This is a genomic window from Blautia sp. KLE_1732_HM_1032, assembly GCF_025147905.1.
Taxonomy (GTDB): Bacteria; Bacillota; Clostridia; order Lachnospirales; family Lachnospiraceae; genus Blautia_A; species Blautia_A fusiformis.
On record NZ_CP102266.1, the window covers coordinates 416,681 to 431,281 of the forward strand.

Annotated in this window: 22 protein-coding genes; 10 read left to right on the plus strand and 12 right to left on the minus strand. The window is 42.4% G+C overall.

Features of this window, described 5'->3' with window-relative positions; translation table 11 throughout:
• Position 1: 1 nt before the first annotated feature.
• Together NQ489_RS02060 and NQ489_RS02065 are read left to right on the plus strand one after the other, a co-directional pair.
• On the plus strand, positions 2–259 hold the full coding sequence (locus NQ489_RS02060; RefSeq protein ID WP_005333422.1) for a type II toxin-antitoxin system HicA family toxin: 258 nt from the start codon (positions 2–4) through the stop codon (positions 257–259).
• Positions 243–605 (plus strand): type II toxin-antitoxin system HicB family antitoxin, encoded by a 363-nt coding sequence (locus tag NQ489_RS02065; protein WP_005333424.1) that lies wholly within the window; start codon positions 243–245, stop codon positions 603–605. The genes NQ489_RS02060 and NQ489_RS02065 overlap by 17 nt, the downstream gene beginning before the upstream one ends.
• Before the next feature lie 63 nt (positions 606–668).
• Here NQ489_RS02065 and NQ489_RS02070 read toward each other — a convergent pair whose 3' ends face one another.
• The 5 genes from NQ489_RS02070 to ligA all read right to left on the minus strand — a co-directional run bounded on the left by NQ489_RS02070 (position 669) and on the right by ligA (position 5,193).
• Complete coding sequence (locus NQ489_RS02070) at positions 669–2,033, minus strand: ATP-binding protein (protein WP_005333425.1); 1,365 nt, start codon at positions 2,031–2,033, stop codon at positions 669–671.
• A gap of 89 nt (positions 2,034–2,122) precedes the next feature.
• A complete protein-coding gene (locus NQ489_RS02075; RefSeq protein WP_005333427.1) occupies positions 2,123–2,596 on the minus strand; it encodes an LPD11 domain-containing protein in 474 nt (157 codons plus the stop codon).
• 21 nt (positions 2,597–2,617) lie between these two features.
• Positions 2,618–2,848, minus strand: a complete 231-nt coding sequence (locus NQ489_RS02080) for an NADAR family protein (RefSeq protein ID WP_021650055.1) — start codon at positions 2,846–2,848, stop codon at positions 2,618–2,620.
• A gap of 21 nt (positions 2,849–2,869) precedes the next feature.
• Positions 2,870–3,121 carry an NADAR family protein gene (locus NQ489_RS02085; protein ID WP_227945573.1) on the minus strand — a complete coding sequence of 84 codons (252 nt, stop codon included), beginning with the start codon at positions 3,119–3,121 and terminating at the stop codon, positions 2,870–2,872.
• Between the two features lie 77 nt (positions 3,122–3,198).
• Positions 3,199–5,193, minus strand: coding sequence for an NAD-dependent DNA ligase LigA (ligA, locus tag NQ489_RS02090; protein WP_040015507.1), 1,995 nt, complete (start codon positions 5,191–5,193; stop codon positions 3,199–3,201).
• 277 nt (positions 5,194–5,470) lie between these two features.
• On the opposite strand from ligA, the gene NQ489_RS02095 reads away from it, so the two are divergent.
• From NQ489_RS02095 to NQ489_RS02130, 8 genes are all read left to right on the plus strand, one after another.
• Positions 5,471–5,725, plus strand: coding sequence for a hypothetical protein (locus NQ489_RS02095; RefSeq protein WP_005333435.1), 255 nt, complete (start codon positions 5,471–5,473; stop codon positions 5,723–5,725).
• Between the two features lie 73 nt (positions 5,726–5,798).
• Complete coding sequence (locus tag NQ489_RS02100; protein ID WP_005333437.1) at positions 5,799–6,047, plus strand: winged helix-turn-helix domain-containing protein; 249 nt, start codon at positions 5,799–5,801, stop codon at positions 6,045–6,047.
• Positions 6,048–6,141: 94 nt separating this feature from the next.
• Positions 6,142–6,816: a response regulator transcription factor gene (locus NQ489_RS02105; protein WP_023921570.1), complete on the plus strand. Its 675-nt coding sequence runs from the start codon at positions 6,142–6,144 to the stop codon at positions 6,814–6,816.
• A complete protein-coding gene (locus NQ489_RS02110; protein ID WP_005333442.1) occupies positions 6,804–8,006 on the plus strand; it encodes a HAMP domain-containing sensor histidine kinase in 1,203 nt (400 codons plus the stop codon). The genes NQ489_RS02105 and NQ489_RS02110 overlap by 13 nt, the downstream gene beginning before the upstream one ends.
• Positions 8,007–8,076: 70 nt before the next feature.
• The gene (locus NQ489_RS02115; protein ID WP_005333443.1) at positions 8,077–9,141 is read left to right on the plus strand and encodes an ABC transporter permease; all 1,065 of its coding nucleotides are present in this window, start codon (positions 8,077–8,079) and stop codon (positions 9,139–9,141) included.
• Positions 9,138–9,794 (plus strand): hypothetical protein, encoded by a 657-nt coding sequence (locus NQ489_RS02120; RefSeq protein WP_022415113.1) that lies wholly within the window; start codon positions 9,138–9,140, stop codon positions 9,792–9,794. Before NQ489_RS02115 ends, NQ489_RS02120 begins: the two co-directional genes overlap by 4 nt.
• 4 nt (positions 9,795–9,798) lie before the next feature.
• On the plus strand, positions 9,799–10,671 hold the full coding sequence (locus NQ489_RS02125; protein ID WP_005333452.1) for an ABC transporter ATP-binding protein: 873 nt from the start codon (positions 9,799–9,801) through the stop codon (positions 10,669–10,671).
• 62 nt (positions 10,672–10,733) lie between these two features.
• Positions 10,734–11,135, plus strand: a complete 402-nt coding sequence (locus NQ489_RS02130; RefSeq protein ID WP_005333454.1) for a winged helix-turn-helix domain-containing protein — start codon at positions 10,734–10,736, stop codon at positions 11,133–11,135.
• Positions 11,136–11,167: 32 nt separating this feature from the next.
• Here the strand turns inward: NQ489_RS02130 and NQ489_RS02135 are convergent, their stop codons facing one another.
• The 7 genes from NQ489_RS02135 to NQ489_RS02165 all read right to left on the minus strand — a co-directional run bounded on the left by NQ489_RS02135 (position 11,168) and on the right by NQ489_RS02165 (position 14,593).
• Positions 11,168–11,452 (minus strand): hypothetical protein, encoded by a 285-nt coding sequence (locus tag NQ489_RS02135; protein WP_005333456.1) that lies wholly within the window; start codon positions 11,450–11,452, stop codon positions 11,168–11,170.
• 55 nt (positions 11,453–11,507) lie between these two features.
• Positions 11,508–12,050 carry a hypothetical protein gene (locus tag NQ489_RS02140; RefSeq protein ID WP_242827001.1) on the minus strand — a complete coding sequence of 181 codons (543 nt, stop codon included), beginning with the start codon at positions 12,048–12,050 and terminating at the stop codon, positions 11,508–11,510.
• A 65-nt stretch (positions 12,051–12,115) separates the two neighbouring features.
• Entirely contained in the window at positions 12,116–12,493 is a 378-nt protein-coding gene (locus tag NQ489_RS02145; protein WP_021650933.1) for a hypothetical protein, read from the minus strand.
• The gene (locus tag NQ489_RS02150; protein WP_005333462.1) at positions 12,474–13,052 is read right to left on the minus strand and encodes a hypothetical protein; all 579 of its coding nucleotides are present in this window, start codon (positions 13,050–13,052) and stop codon (positions 12,474–12,476) included. The genes NQ489_RS02145 and NQ489_RS02150 overlap by 20 nt, the downstream gene beginning before the upstream one ends.
• A gap of 5 nt (positions 13,053–13,057) precedes the next feature.
• Positions 13,058–13,306: a hypothetical protein gene (locus NQ489_RS02155; RefSeq protein ID WP_005333464.1), complete on the minus strand. Its 249-nt coding sequence runs from the start codon at positions 13,304–13,306 to the stop codon at positions 13,058–13,060.
• 19 nt (positions 13,307–13,325) lie between these two features.
• Positions 13,326–13,844, minus strand: a complete 519-nt coding sequence (locus tag NQ489_RS02160; RefSeq protein WP_005333466.1) for an AbrB/MazE/SpoVT family DNA-binding domain-containing protein — start codon at positions 13,842–13,844, stop codon at positions 13,326–13,328.
• A gap of 62 nt (positions 13,845–13,906) precedes the next feature.
• Positions 13,907–14,593, minus strand: a complete 687-nt coding sequence (locus NQ489_RS02165) for a hypothetical protein (RefSeq protein ID WP_005333468.1) — start codon at positions 14,591–14,593, stop codon at positions 13,907–13,909.
• Positions 14,594–14,601: the final 8 nt, after the last annotated feature.

Consider the following 14,601-nt stretch of genomic DNA (forward strand, 5'->3'; position numbering starts at 1 on the left):
GATGTCGAAATGGGATAAACTATTGACAAGAATTTGCTCATTATCGAAAGACCTTCGTTTTGATGAACTAAGAAAAGTATTAGAAAGTTATGGATATGAGATAAATGCTCCGAGAAGTGGGAGCAGCCATTATACATTCCGTAAAGCGGGATGCCAGCCGATAACAATACCGAAACACGAACCAATCAAGAAAATTTATGTTGAAATGGTAAAGCAGATTGTAGAAAGTGAGGCGAAAAACGATGAAGACACTGAATGATTATTTGGCAATGTCCTATCGCATGGAAATTGTGGAAGATAAGGATGAAGGTGGATTTGTGGTTTCTTATCCGGAACTGCCGGGATGCATCACCTGTGGAGAGACGATAGAAAGGGCAGTTGAAAATGCAGCGGATGCAAAAAAAGCATGGTTAGAAGCTGCACTGGAAGAAGGGATTGAGATTCACGAACCGGGAAGCCTGGAAGAGTATTCGGGACAGTTTAAAATAAGGATGCCACGCAGCTTACACCGGGATCTGGCGGAACACTCAAAAAAAGAAGGCATCAGTATGAATCAATACTGTATATATCTTCTTTCAAAGAATGATGCGCTGTTAGTAAAATAAATATACAAGAATATAGATGAAAAGAGCCGTCCGGATGGGCGGCTCGAAGTATTCTTTCTTTGATTAAAAATGATATTGTTCTAGCAGATAGATAGGAAGTGTTTGTACGTTTCCAACGGTTCCGCCTTTGGTATCACCTTTCAGATATAGTAGTTTATTGGCCTTCCCCTGTTCCAATGCCTTCAAGGCAGTAGATGCAGTTCCCTTACCGGCTTTAACTTCAATCAGATAGCGGATGTGAGTTTTCAATGTCTGAGCTACAAAATCAATTTCACCACCTTTATAAGTAGCAAAAGCCGGTGTCTCAAAGATAATTTCTTCCGGGAATTCCTGGCGTTTGGACAAGTTAATGTAAACATAGTTTTCGTTCAATGAGCCATCCATAGTTGATACAGTAGCACCAGTTCTGGAGAGATAATAATATGCAACTCCAAGATCCATGAAGAAGCAGCGGCTTCCCGGTTTGAAATTCAAGATGTCCAGTTCTGTGATTTTGCCACAGAAACCGATGATTCCAGAATGGTAAAGCCAGTTGATAGCACGATAGCAGGTTGCTTTAGAAAGATTACTGGAGTAATTCTTTGTAACGAGCTTTTGCAGTTCTTCACTTATACTGTCCTCATCTAATCCTTTCTTTTCACGAAGCAGAATACGGCAGATGCTTAAAAAGATGTTGGTAAAAACACTAATATCTGTGATGTCATCAAAGTACCGCATAGATTCGTTTAAGAAAATGCGGATGATTCTAACAAGCTCTTTTTGAGCTGCTTCCACGTCTTTTGTGTTAAGGTATGTTTCCACAACCTTTGGATAGCCGCCAATCTGTCTATAGATGTCGTAAACATTCTTTAATTCGTCATATAGTTCCGGTACGGTGTCATCTGCATGATCCAGTGGAAGTGATAGATACTTCTGAAAAAGCTGGTCATCCAATGCTTCCAAAAACTCTTTAAAGGAAAGGGTATAAATACGGATACTGGTAATATCTCCACTGGAGAATTTGAATTCTGGTTCCAGTACACGTCCCAGATAACTTCCAGTTACAATGAAATGCGCTTGAAAATAGCGGGTAAATTCTCGGATACGGTTGAATATCTCTGAGGATTCCTGAATTTCATCAATAATGATGACTGTATCGTTGGTATCTTCAAAATCCGGATCGAAGAGTTTAAAAGCATCGTGAAGCGGCTGCTCCGGTCGTTTTGTACCGGGAGTCCAGTCTGTGGCTTTTTTGTAACATTCCATAAATTGTTTGCCGGACAAATCAAACAGGTTAATGTAGATCTTGTGCCTGAAGTTCTCATCCGCAAATTTATTGATAATATATGTTTTTCCGACCTGTCTGGCACCATTCACTTCCAAGGTGCTGTGGACGGTATCGTTTTTCCAATCCAGAAGCTGATCGTAAACTTTTCTTTTCAGATACATGGGAAATGCTCCTTTCTTTCAACTGTTCCTATTATATCAAAATATGAATGGATAATATAGAGGGTAATTTCTGATAAATGATGAATTGTCTAGTCTGAGCAGTTCTTCACGGGTATTCCGGTTTCTGTCATTACTTTTTCGTACTGAAGAAGCTGTTCCCAGGTCAGCCATTCCGGTTTCTGATCTGTGGGAAAACCATTCCATAATTCTTTCATACGGGCAATATGGTTTTGAACGCTATGATTGCATAGGATAGACGGACTGCGATTTCCGTAGCCCAGATAGTATTCACAGTCAGACTGTAATTTACTTAACATCCGGTACTCGAATTCATAGGAACTTCTTTGATACGGAGCCGGATGAAATGTGTACTCCTGCTGTATGGGATGGGAAGGTTCTCCATCAATATGGTTAAAAGATAAAGAATAAAGATTCGGTTCAGGCTCTTTGCCAAGGTCAATATCCTTCCACAACTTTCCGAATTGGTCCTTATATACCGGACAGGAAAAATCATCCATGCCAGTATACTCAAGCACTAATTTTGTTTTTGCATTTTCATTCATTCTATTAGACCATCCTTTCCTTTATTGCAGACATTGAGGTATATTATTGGGCGCTGTTTCTGCATTCCACTGCAGCTTCGCACGTACATCCATCAGGATGATTCCTAACTGGTTTTCTCCGCAGTTATTGACTTTGCCCCAGAAATAGTCACCCCAGTTGTTTCCTTCAATAAGTGTGGACTCTCCGGTTGCAAGAAGTTTATCCCGGAGTTCCGGGTTCTGCATGAATTTGCACATGCAGATTTCATACATGAGCCGGACTTTCACTTTTTCCTAGTCCGGGCGTAATGTAAGATCTCTGCCGAGTTTCTTTGCATCAGAAGGATTATGCATCCGAAAAATACAGAATTTGCGTTGCTCTCTCGCAGAGAGTGTTTTCTGCGCTTGAAAAGCAGCTTCATTATTTGCATAGGTTTGTCCCATGTAAGAGACCGGTGCCGGATAGAAATTGCTTAGAAAAGCATAATCTCCCCGAAATTCATTGATCTGTGTAGGTATGCGCTTGCTTGTATTTGTTTGATTCATTATAAATTCCTCCTTTGTAAAAGAGGTGCGGCCTTTCAGCCACACCTCAAAATAATTCTCATCTATTGCAGAGATGGTTATGCAATCATCTCCAAAAATTCAGCTTCTGTAAGAATTGGAATACCAAGGCTCTGGGCTTTTGCCAGTTTGCTGCCGGCTTTTTCCCCGCAGATCAGGTAATCGGTTTTCTTTGTTACAGAGCTGCCAGGTTTGGCACCAAGCTCCAGAATCTTATCGTTGATACCGTCTCTGGTAAAATGCTCCAGTTTCCCTGTTGCTACGATGGTACATCCTGTAAATTTGTTTTCTTTTGTCATAATGGTCTCTTCCTTTCTTTGTTCAAATGTGAATTCGTTCTGTAAGTTTTTCCATAAATCAAGATTTGCTTCATCTGCAAACCAGGAATGGATGTTGTGATTTAAGATTTCGCCAAAATCCTCTAACTGAGTGAAGTCGTAATCTCCGACAGCCGCCTGTTCAAATGCAGTTAAATTTCCGGAAAATACGGTGTCCAGAATCCGGCTTTTGGTTCTGCCGATCATAGGAATATCCATGGAAACCAGATAGCGGACAAAGCTGGTCCTCCGGCTGGCGTTGATGGATTCCCACAAGCGGTCGAAAGATTTCTCACCATATCCGTCCAGTGCCACAATATCTTCCCGGTGTTCCTCCAGATGATAGATGTCCTGAAAAGAGTGCAGATAGCCCAGATTCAGGAATTTTTCTAAAGTGGCTTCTGACAGTCCTTCGATGTTCATTGCCTTCTTGCTGGCAAAATGGACAAACCTTCTTGTGATCTGGCTGTCGCACTGCGGATTATCACAATGCAGAGTTTCTACGGTGCGACCGTCGCTGGTCTTACGGCTGTAGGTTCTGGTTTTGGAACCACAGCAAGGGCAGACCGGAGGCGTGATGTCGGTATACCTTCCACGATCCAGATTATCCTCTATATGTGGGATGATCATGTTTCGTTTGGAAACAAGAATCCGGCATCCGGGTACAAGCTCCAGATTTTTGATAAAGGTCAGATTATGAAGGGAAGCTCTGGAAACATCACAGCCGTCAATCTCCACGGTATCGAAGATGCCGACCGGAGCAATCTCTCCGAATCTGGTCGGTGTCCATTCAATTTCACGCAAGAAAGTTTCGTAGGTATCATCCTCAAACTTATAGGCGAGGCCGTCCTTATAGTGGTGTCCGGTTTTTCCGCAGCTTTTGGAGTAGCTGAGACTGTCAAAAATCATGACAATGCCATCGATAGGAAGATGTAAATTTGCTGCTGTGGATACCAATTCCTGAATGAATTTCTCCGCATATTCTTTTGAAAGTCCGGTTCCTGAAATTGAGAAAAACGGGCAGTAACCAAAGCCCAGGTGTGTTAAACCTTCTAATTTGCAGGCTCTGCTGTCCGGGAAGGGAACATCCTCCATTCCTTCTAATACATTGAACGGAAGAAAGCGAACACAACGTCCGATACAGTTCTTCGGATCAAGACTTCGTACTGATCCGGAAGCAAAATTACGTCCGTTTTTATAAGGTTTTCCATTTCCATCACGCAGAGTATCTTTCAGACGTTCAAAATCATTGGTTGGTATAAAAGACTCACCGGTAATGACCAGACGTTCTTTGTGTGGAATGGTAAGCGGTACATTTAAAAATGCCGGGATATTGTGTGTAATATCTTCCCCCACTTCACCATCTCCACGGGTAGAAGCCTGAATCAGTCTGCCATCTTCGTAAATGAGTTTGGTAGTCAAACCGTCCAGTTTCAGCATAAAGAGAACTTCCTGTCCTTTCATGAAATCTAAAAGCTCTGAAATCAGTTTTGTTTTCTCAAGCGAGAGCAGTGGAATCGGATGGGTGACTTTGGCAAGTTCACTGACCGGATAATATCCAACCGTCTGTGTCGGAGAATTTGACAGGATGAAACCAGTCTGTTCCTCCAGTTCCTTCAGTTCGTCAAAGAGTCGGTCATACTCGGCATCAGATACCAGAGGGGCATCCTGATTGTAGTAGGCATGACGGTATTCATTGAGTTGTTTTACAAGATTCTTAATTCTTTTGACTGACATAGAGTCTCCTTTCTTTTGTGGCGTGCCAGTTCCGGAATCATTTGTTTCCGTAATCCTCCTTTCCCTGCGTTCAGGCATAAAAAAAGAGAATGACGCTTATGTTCATTCTCAAAATAGATGCAGTTTCCTGCAAAATAAAAAAAGCCAGAAGTCCCTGCTGCTTGTTGGGCATAGGAAAACTCCTGACTACGTTTCAAACCTAAACTGCGTGTGATAAATCCTTTCCGGATTGACACAAATAATTGATATAAGAATAGTATAACACTAGATGTAGTATATGTCAAATGAAATAGATTCCTCAATGAAGCTTTTGCCTTATGTTGATGACAAATTTGTCGGCTACAGGAATAAAAGCGTTCAGGATTTCAGATTTGCCCTAAGCGAAGGAATTCGTAGCCAGGTATTTTTTGCCACTTTCGTGGAGAAAGTCGAAAACCAGATAAAATCAATCTCTGTCATAAATGCCTCTAAACTGTTTTTACATCGTAGTGGTTATGCAAGTTCTAAATTTAAAAATAATTTTCACGAATAACTAACTTTTCTATATGCTGAATTGTCATAAAATATAGATTATTAAATTTGAAAGCAGATTGAAGGTGATAAACATGAGAAGTTATAAACGGTATACCAGGCGAAAGAGACTTTTGAAGCAAATCGCTGTGGTTGCTTTATCTCCTAATCGGGTATTCACGAAAGAACAGATCTATCAGCATATCTATGAGGAAGCGGAGTCAGAAGTGAATAACCGAATTTACGGTCTGATTAAGAACTTGAGAAAGAAAATAGAAGAAAATCCGGAAACACCGCACTACATAGAAACGATACGTGGTGTTGGTTATCGCTTTCGGGCATAAAAGGAGCCGTCCGGCAATGGGCGGCTCGAAGTGTTTCTCTTGTTGTTTATTTATTGTTTTTTTCGTTGTATACTGATAAAACGAGGTGATAAAAGTGGCATATAGAATTTTGATCGTGGATGATGACATCGAATTATTAAAGATGTTAAAGAACTATTTTGAAATCAAACGATATGATGTAATGATGGCAGAAGATGGCACAGATGCTTTGGAAAAAATCCATAAGAAACCGGATATTATCTTGCTGGACATCAATATGCCTAAAATAGACGGATTAGAAGTATGCAGACGTATCCGGGGCAAAGTAACTTGTCCCATTATCTTCCTGACGGCAAAAGTGGAGGAGCAGGACAGGGTAAACGGGCTTTTATCCGGTGGGGATGACTATATACTGAAGCCGTTTAGTCTGAAAGAACTGGATGCTCGTATTATTGCACATTTGAAGCGTGAGGAGCGTCATAAAGGGAAGTCTGAATACAGATTCCACGGAGACCTCAGTATTGATTATGGAGCAAAGAGGGTTCAGATCGGTGAAAATGATTTGGAGCTTACGAAGCTGGAATATGCAATCATTGAGTTTTTGTCCATGAATCCAGGACAGGTTTTTGACAGGGAGCGGATATACGAAAAGGTGTGTGGTTATGATGCGGAAGGTGACAGCCGTGTTGTTACGGAACTGATCCGGAGAGTGAGAAAGAAACTGGCGGAATATACGCAGACAGAATACATTGAGACAGTATGGGGGATGGGGTATCGATGGAAAAGATAAGAAATTTATCCTTGAAAAAGACAATGGTTTTATATACGATACTCAGCTTGATTGTCACTTTTTTTCTTTCTGTGTCAATTATTGAGATTGCCGGGCAGATACAGGAGGAGGTCTGGTGGAAGTACGTGGATCAGGACGAGTATTATCAGGCAATGAATGACCGCAATGAAAATTTTGAGGTAGTGGTACCGAGACCGAATCAGAGTAAAATGAGCAGAATGGACTGGCATATTTCAGAAACCTGTGATTTCCTTCGGACGTACGGAGTATTGCTTTTTTCTTTTGCCGGATGTGGAATTGCGGTCAGCCTGTTTTACAAAAATAAATTAAAGAGACCGATTCAGGAACTGAAGATGGCATCACAGATGATTGCGGAGGAAGATCTGGATTTTCATATGGCTTATGAGAACGAGGACGAGATGGGGATGCTGTGCAGGGAATTTGAAAGGATGCGTGGGCAGTTGGAAGAAAATAACCGTAGACTTTGGCAGATGATCGAAGATGAGCGGGTACTGCGTGCAGCGATTGCCCATGATATCCGCTCGCCGCTTGCAATCATGCGGGGATATCAGGAAATGCTTTTGGAATTTGTTCCGGAAGATATGCTTGATCAAGAGAAAATGATGGAGATGTTAAGGGGCGGTATGCTTCAGATTGAACGGATGAACCATTTTATTGATAGTATGAGGAAGATGACGAAATTGGAAGAACGGGAATTAAACTGTTCCGTGGTAGATATCCGGCAGTTGATAAACCAGATAGAAGCTCTGGCAGAAGTCGTGGTGGAAAAATCAGAAAAGAATTTTACAGTGACGACAGTGAGAGAATCTGAAATACTGACTGCGGATGAGGAAATCATCATGGAAGTAGCGGATAATCTGTTGGCTAACGCATTCCGCTATGCCAATCAGGAAGTTAGGCTGAAGCTGACAGTGACACCCCAATATCTGAAAATGAGTATCAGGGATGACGGAATTGGATTTCAGGAAAATATCGACAGGGTGACACAGGCGTTTTATCATGAGAATCCACAGGATGACTTAAAGCATTTTGGAATGGGTATGTATATCAGCCGTATCTACTGCGAACGGCATGGTGGGAAACTGCTGATAAAAAATGTAGCAGATGGCGGTGCGGAAGTTGAGGCAGTGTTTAAAAATTATGTATTAGAAGAACAACAGCAGAAATAAATGGCTGTTGTTTTTTTGTTGTGATTTGTAGGCTATGCTGTTTGTAGAAAAAAGAAAGGCGGGATGACTTATGAAAGCAATCATAAAAAGGAATCTGAAAAATTATCTTAAAAATCCGATATTCTGGATCGGTTTGATTGTTGTTTTAATCAGTATGTACCAGACACTTGCACCCTATCTGTCCATTCATTACGTGAAGTCGGATGAAACCTTCAGGAAGGTAAAAATGGCCTCCGATGGGGATGTTATGGAGGGATGTATTCCGGCAACACCGGATAAGGAGAGAGAACTGTGGGAGAAAGAGATTGTAAAGATACTTCAGGACACAGAGAATGGGTTTGGCATGTCGGAAGTAGAGGCGGAGGCAGTGATATCTGAGATGAAACAGATGAAGATTACGGAGGCGTGTCAGTATCTGAAAACGGAATACCACTTTAATGGTGCCAATTATGTGTATGAGGACGTTTCATGGTATCAGGGAAGCCCGGAGGAAGTCAACCGGTATATCAGAGAAAATCTTGAGAAACATCCATTCTCCTATTATTTCGGAAGAAAATTTACAGATTTTGCAAGCCTGCATATGGCATTCTTTGCAACGGTTCTGCTGGCGTTTTTATTTTTCCAGGATATGAGGAAAAATACTTATGAATTGCTGCACACCAAACCGATGACGGCTTTTCAATATATTGCCGGGAAAATAAGCAGTGGATTTCTCATTATGACGGCGGCACTGGTCATTATGAATATCGTATTTATCATTTTGTGTTACGCCACGGCAGTAAAATCAGGATTTGCTATGAACATACTGGATTTTGTTCAGAATTCGATCCTGTATGTCCTGCCGAACATCCTGATGATCTGCTGTGTGTATGCGGTTACAGCGCTGCTGTTTAAGAATCCGCTTCCAGCGGTTCCGGCGCTGGTTCTTTATATCATTTATTCTAATATGCTGACATGGGATAGCAAAGGACAGTGTCATGCAAGACCATTCTCTATTATGGTTCGATTTCCGGGGAATTTTTTTGAAACGGAATTGCCACATCAGGTATATCTCAATCAACTGCTTCTTGTGGCAGCATCCATACTGCTCATGTTTATAGCGGTGTGGATGTGGAAAAGGAGGAGAGTATATTGAAGAAAGAAGTAAAAATATGTATGCCATATTATAAAATTGCATATTCAATCGCTTTTGTTGTGATATTGAGTGCAATCCAGCCTGTTGTATATGCGAATGAAATCGGGCAGGCAGTAGAAAGAGCTGTTTCGCTTCTGGCAGTCGTTTTCTGTGCAGATACTTATCTGGTAGAAGTGCAGAGCAAACGCTCGGAAGTATTCTGCCTTTATAATCTAAAAAAGCAGGCAGGGGTAGTTTATAAAAGACTATTTGTGCAGGTAGCTTATCTGATTGGAATCAGTTTGTTGGCATATGGACTCTTTTATTGGCAGAAACCGGTGAATCTGACAGAAGAATTAGATGGCGGTGCCTTGTTTGGAATTTATTGTATTGCGATTCCCGGAACTGTTTTGTTTTGGAGTGTGCTTTCCGTAACTGTCAGCAATCTGGTTCGAAACAGATGGATTGGTATGGGTGTCGTGCTGCTTTTCTGGTTTTTCTCTATTTCCGGAAAGGCAACTCAGTTTTTGAAAAACTGGGGACCATTTTCCTACGGAACTTGTGATTTCGGTAAGCTGACAGAGTGGAGATGGCTTGGCGGGAAGGTGCTGTGCGTGGTATTTGCGGGGATGATGCTTGCATTTGTTCCTAAGATATTAAAGAAGAGAGGGTAAGATTATGAGTATAAGAATAGACGATTTAACAGTAACATTTAAAAATGGAGTGACAGCGGTAGATCATGTGGATCTGGAAATCCCACATGGGATATTTGGTCTGTTAGGTGAAAATGGTGCAGGAAAAACAACGTTGATGCGGGTGCTTACAACGGTGCTTGCACCCACAAGTGGAAAAGTTCTGTTAGATGGTACGCTATATTGCGAAGCAAATTACGAAAAGATACAGAAAAAGATTGGGTATCTGCCACAGGAAATTGATCTGTATCCGTCTTTGACTGTTCGAGAATGTCTGGAGTATATGGGAGATCTGGCTGGAATTGAGAAAAGAGAAAGCAAGAAAAGGATTGATTACTATCTGGAGAAGACCAGTCTTGCAGACCATCAGAAAAAGAAAATGCGGCAGCTTTCAGGTGGAATGAAGCGAAGAGTTGGATTAGTGCAGGCATTACTCCATGAGCCGGATTTTTTAATTGTGGATGAACCAACAACAGGGCTCGATCCGGAGGAACGCATCCGTATCCGTAATTTACTGGTAGATTTTGCAGAAGAACGCACCGTATTATTTTCAACGCATGTGGTGGAGGATCTGATGGCAACCTGTAATCAGCTTGCGGTTATGAAAAAAGGTAGATTCCTTTATACAGGAACAATGAGGGAATTATTGAATAAGGCAAGAGGGCATGTATGGGAATGCTGTACAGAGGACGAAAGCCTTGCAAGAGAATTAGAAAGAAAATATCATATTTCCAGTAAGCAGTATACGGAGGAAGGAATTAGATTAAGACTGTTAGGGGAGAATATGCCGTCAGAAAGTGGATGTATAGCTTGTGACGTAACTTTGGAAGATGCATATATCTATGTAACCAATCGATAAACATTGTTAATGAGGAGTGAAAGCTAAATGCTAAGAAAAGCAGGTGATGTTATGGGAAAGTGATGATTCTTACCATTTCTGATTCCGAAGAGGGAATCCTGAATAAAATTAAATCAGTTCTAGCCTGCGAAAGTACGTTAGAAGTTATGGAGATTACAAATTCTGAAAAGTTGACATTCCAAGGTTTGGAAATAGACCAGCTTCAGCGGAGCGTAATCAAAGATGGTAAGGTTGTGGAACTTACCAGACATGAATATGACCTGCTTTTTTATCTGGCCTTATCCCCCAATCGGGTATTTACAAAAGAACAGATTTACCAGCATATTTATGAGGATGTGGAGTCAGAAGTGGATAACCGTGTCTATGGGTTAGTCAAGAATCTGAGAAAGAAAATAGAAGAAAATCCGGAAGAACCGCACTACATAGAAACGATACGTGGTGTAGGCTACCGTTTTCGGGCATAAAAAGAGCCGTCCGATTGGGCGGCTCGAAGTATTTAAACAGCAGTTTTCTTCACTGCCTGTTTATAGTTACCGGTAGCATCGTAATCTCCAGAGAGGAGCAGATTCTGGCGAAATTGCTCCAGTTTGATCTTGAAGCGTTTCCCATCCTCAACAGTCGTAAGCATGGTAAGAGCTTCTAGCATTCCCTGAATATATCCGGTTAGCAGGTAATATCTGCAGGGTTCTTCCGATGGTGAGATATTGGACAGGGTTTCTTCCAGATGTTCCTGACGTTCCCTGAGCCATGCATCCCAGACATCCAGTTCCAAATCAGTCATGGTGTTCCTCCTTTAAATCTGATGATAATCGTCTTTGGTGTGGAGGGGAGAAGTTTCATGCACAAGCATTTTTCTGCTCCAGATCCAAATATGGATTTGTAAATTCAAAAATAATAAGTTCATCCGCATCGAACATGAGCTCCAACTCTTTTAGTGTAGCTGCTGGATATCCGCAATCTCTGAATCGTTCTAATACGTCTGTTTCCGTTTCAAATGGTTCACCGTCTTCCAGCTTTTCTCCGATTATTAAGCCACATGGAGTCAATAGGCTTTCTTCATATAAGCGGACACAATATCGGTCAGGGAAAAATAGGTGTGCTTCATCCGTGTTATAATAAATTCGTTCTCCAGGTTCTATGCTTTGCATCACAAAGGGAACATGATATGCAGCGGCTATCGCCTGATATGCTTCATAAAGTGGAGTCCATGCTGTCTCTAAAGAAAGTAGAATATACGTATCATTCCATTCCATGTAGCTGACATTTCCACGAAGAGATATTCCGGTGGAATCTATTTTCTTGTGGGAAAATAAATTGCCAATCCAGCATAAATCAGGATTCTGGTTCAGAATGATGTAGGTTTCCAGGTCCTCCCACAAGTCATATAGTCCTTCCGGATTTCCTTCTGTATAAAAGATCACATCATCACAGCAGATATTTGCCATTACACATCCACCTCCGTTCCAAAAGTTTCACCCATATTCTGGTTGGAAACCGTAAGGTTTACAGGGGATAAGGTGCCAGAGGCAAGCCATTGTTCGATTGCATCAATTACCTGCTCCAGCGTGTCGTTATAAGCCACATTGCAGTCTTCCAGTCGGAGAAACTGCAGGTATGCTTCATGAAGAAGGCTTGGATCATCACGCAGCGTTTCATATGGAAGGTTGCAGAGTCCGATTCTTTCCTCCAGACGTTCCATGGAGCGGCGGATGAAGTCGCAGGAAATAAATTGTTCCCGGTAGATGTTATAAGCAGCTTCAAGCTGGTCATAGGTCAAAATAAATGAGACTTTCTCGCAAGAATTAGATGGTTGTTCTTTCATGGTAAATTCCTCCATTCATACTATGATTGGCTGGTGGTACGGATTCTCTTTGTTCGGGAGTAAGATGTACCAGTAGTTTCCAGCGCAGGTCGATTTCTCGGTGAATCCAGGTATCATTTTCATAAACTTCATGTGTCAAAAAATTGTAAATTGTCGGTTCTTTTTCTATATCATCCAGATCTGCGACCAGACAAGTTGCCTGATTCACATAGGGCCAGAGTGCCTGTTCGACCATATGGCGTAGTTCCAGTATCAGAGGATATATCTGTCCTACATCATAGGTTTTGGACATGCAGGAGCTGATTTTCTTCAGCATCCCGGAAGTTTGTATCATCTGGTTGATGACGGTACATTGTTCCTCCACATCTGCATCCGGATTCAGGACCAGCCGGTGGAGCAGCACAGATTTTGCATAGGCAGAAGCGGTCAGGTTGATGTTTCTGACCAGTTCTTCATACGGCTGCTTATACTGTGTCTTCAGCACTTCCAGAGGCACATGTTCCCGGTTCTTCTTTAAGGTGGAGAGGAGCCCCGAAAGGCAGCTCTCCAGTTCTTCCATTCTTGTCAAGCACACATCGCCTCCAGCTCCATCGGAACACGGGTGTAGCTGAGACGGTAAATACTGTTGCAGGTCTCAAATACCACACCGTTTTCGGATACTTCCAGAATACTCTGCACCGGACTGGTAGCAAAGGTCTGGTTATAACTATAGATCCACGCCCGTTCTCCCAGATGGAGGGGCAGGGACAGGATTCCGGTGAGGACATATTCTTTCTTTTGGGTGGTGTGTAAGGTTATATTTGTATTCTTCATTGATTTCACGCTCCTTTCCTTACTTAATTTTGTTTGCAATTACGGCAGCGACCAGTTTAGCGCATCCCAATTCCATCTCGGATAAATGCTGTCCGGTTCTGGAACAGAGAAGAAGTGCCAGCGGCTCTCTGTCTTCCCTTAAAATCGGGAAAAAAGCACAAACCGGTTGACGGGTGTTGGATACCGGGTAGACAGGGCAGTTCTCAGCAGAGATCAGTTCCTGGCCGTCCGCAACCAATTCGGCGAGTTCTTCTGTAACGGGAGTGCCTTCCGGAAGATAGATGCCCGCAGATACGAGTATGTGAGCCTCACTGCAAATTGCGATACCACAGTGGATGACACTGTAGAGGACGGAAAGATAGGAAGCCATTTCCTCTTTTCCGTTTAAGTGGGTAGGGCATTTGCGTAAAAGCAGCTCCATTCCCACATTTTCCAGTTCCAGTGCATCTCCGTCTGAGAGCTTCATTTGTTTCCGGATTTCTGCAGGGATGACGATACGCCCCTGAGAGTCCATGGTCCGGATGAGTGCAATATTCATAACTAAAGTCTCCTTTCTTAAAAAGAGGAGAAGCAGTAAAGTACCGCTTCTCTTCTGAAAATTTAGGCAGCGTAAGGCGGAGCCTGTGCTGTCTGTTGCATTTGACTGTTCTGCTGGTCTGCCAGCATCCGTTTTCCGTTATTGATCAGTGATGCAGCAATCACCGTTTCCCAGTTGGAAATATAGGAATCCGTCCGCTTCAGAAGCGTGAACAGATCCATGTCGGTAAGCTGGATGGCTGTCGTCTTTTCGGACTGGAAGCTGCGTGGCTGCATGTAGGAACCACCGTTCTTATTCTGTGCTTTGATGCCTTTCCCATTTACAATCTGGATTTTCCATGGGCTTTTCATAGGCTGCCCTTTGGAATCATAGGGATGTCTGGAGATATAAAACATCTGGGCTGTGGAATAACCGTTCTGATCGGGATTGCCGTAGATCTTGCTCTGGCTCCATTCAAATTCCTGAAAACCGGAAGTGATCCGGGTTAAGAGGAACTGGATCTGTTCCGGTGCCAGGTTGAAACGGGTGATGATATTCCGGTCTCCGGTACCGTTGGAATAATCCTGAATGGTGATGCAGATTAAAGAATGTACTTTATGCCCGTTTTCCTGATATTCCCCTTTGGCATGTAGCTGTGCATAGTTGCCGAGTGGTGCGTAGCGGAGCCGGTCATAAAAGGCAATGAGTGCCCGGTCATTCTGGATCTTGCAGATCTGGTCGGTAATCCGGTTTTGATAAGTTTCATTCATGAGTATTC

What these genes read in the sequence shown, in the direction of transcription:
- NQ489_RS02060 (WP_005333422.1), top strand. Translation starts at nt 2, where the DNA reads ATGTCGAAATGGGATAAACTATTGACAAGAATTTGCTCATTATCGAAA.
- NQ489_RS02065 (WP_005333424.1), top strand. Translation starts at nt 243, where the DNA reads ATGAAGACACTGAATGATTATTTGGCAATGTCCTATCGCATGGAAATT.
- NQ489_RS02070 (WP_005333425.1), bottom strand. Translation starts at nt 2,033, where the DNA reads ATGTATCTGAAAAGAAAAGTTTACGATCAGCTTCTGGATTGGAAAAAC.
- NQ489_RS02075 (WP_005333427.1), bottom strand. Translation starts at nt 2,596, where the DNA reads ATGAATGAAAATGCAAAAACAAAATTAGTGCTTGAGTATACTGGCATG.
- NQ489_RS02080 (WP_021650055.1), bottom strand. Translation starts at nt 2,848, where the DNA reads ATGTATGAAATCTGCATGTGCAAATTCATGCAGAACCCGGAACTCCGG.
- NQ489_RS02085 (WP_227945573.1), bottom strand. Translation starts at nt 3,121, where the DNA reads ATGAATCAAACAAATACAAGCAAGCGCATACCTACACAGATCAATGAA.
- ligA (WP_040015507.1), bottom strand. Translation starts at nt 5,193, where the DNA reads ATGTCAGTCAAAAGAATTAAGAATCTTGTAAAACAACTCAATGAATAC.
- NQ489_RS02095 (WP_005333435.1), top strand. Translation starts at nt 5,471, where the DNA reads ATGTCAAATGAAATAGATTCCTCAATGAAGCTTTTGCCTTATGTTGAT.
- NQ489_RS02100 (WP_005333437.1), top strand. Translation starts at nt 5,799, where the DNA reads ATGAGAAGTTATAAACGGTATACCAGGCGAAAGAGACTTTTGAAGCAA.
- NQ489_RS02110 (WP_005333442.1), top strand. Translation starts at nt 6,804, where the DNA reads ATGGAAAAGATAAGAAATTTATCCTTGAAAAAGACAATGGTTTTATAT.
- NQ489_RS02115 (WP_005333443.1), top strand. Translation starts at nt 8,077, where the DNA reads ATGAAAGCAATCATAAAAAGGAATCTGAAAAATTATCTTAAAAATCCG.
- NQ489_RS02125 (WP_005333452.1), top strand. Translation starts at nt 9,799, where the DNA reads ATGAGTATAAGAATAGACGATTTAACAGTAACATTTAAAAATGGAGTG.
- NQ489_RS02130 (WP_005333454.1), top strand. Translation starts at nt 10,734, where the DNA reads ATGATTCTTACCATTTCTGATTCCGAAGAGGGAATCCTGAATAAAATT.
- NQ489_RS02135 (WP_005333456.1), bottom strand. Translation starts at nt 11,452, where the DNA reads ATGACTGATTTGGAACTGGATGTCTGGGATGCATGGCTCAGGGAACGT.
- NQ489_RS02145 (WP_021650933.1), bottom strand. Translation starts at nt 12,493, where the DNA reads ATGAAAGAACAACCATCTAATTCTTGCGAGAAAGTCTCATTTATTTTG.
- NQ489_RS02150 (WP_005333462.1), bottom strand. Translation starts at nt 13,052, where the DNA reads ATGGAAGAACTGGAGAGCTGCCTTTCGGGGCTCCTCTCCACCTTAAAG.
- NQ489_RS02155 (WP_005333464.1), bottom strand. Translation starts at nt 13,306, where the DNA reads ATGAAGAATACAAATATAACCTTACACACCACCCAAAAGAAAGAATAT.
- NQ489_RS02160 (WP_005333466.1), bottom strand. Translation starts at nt 13,844, where the DNA reads ATGAATATTGCACTCATCCGGACCATGGACTCTCAGGGGCGTATCGTC.
- NQ489_RS02165 (WP_005333468.1), bottom strand. Translation starts at nt 14,593, where the DNA reads ATGAATGAAACTTATCAAAACCGGATTACCGACCAGATCTGCAAGATC.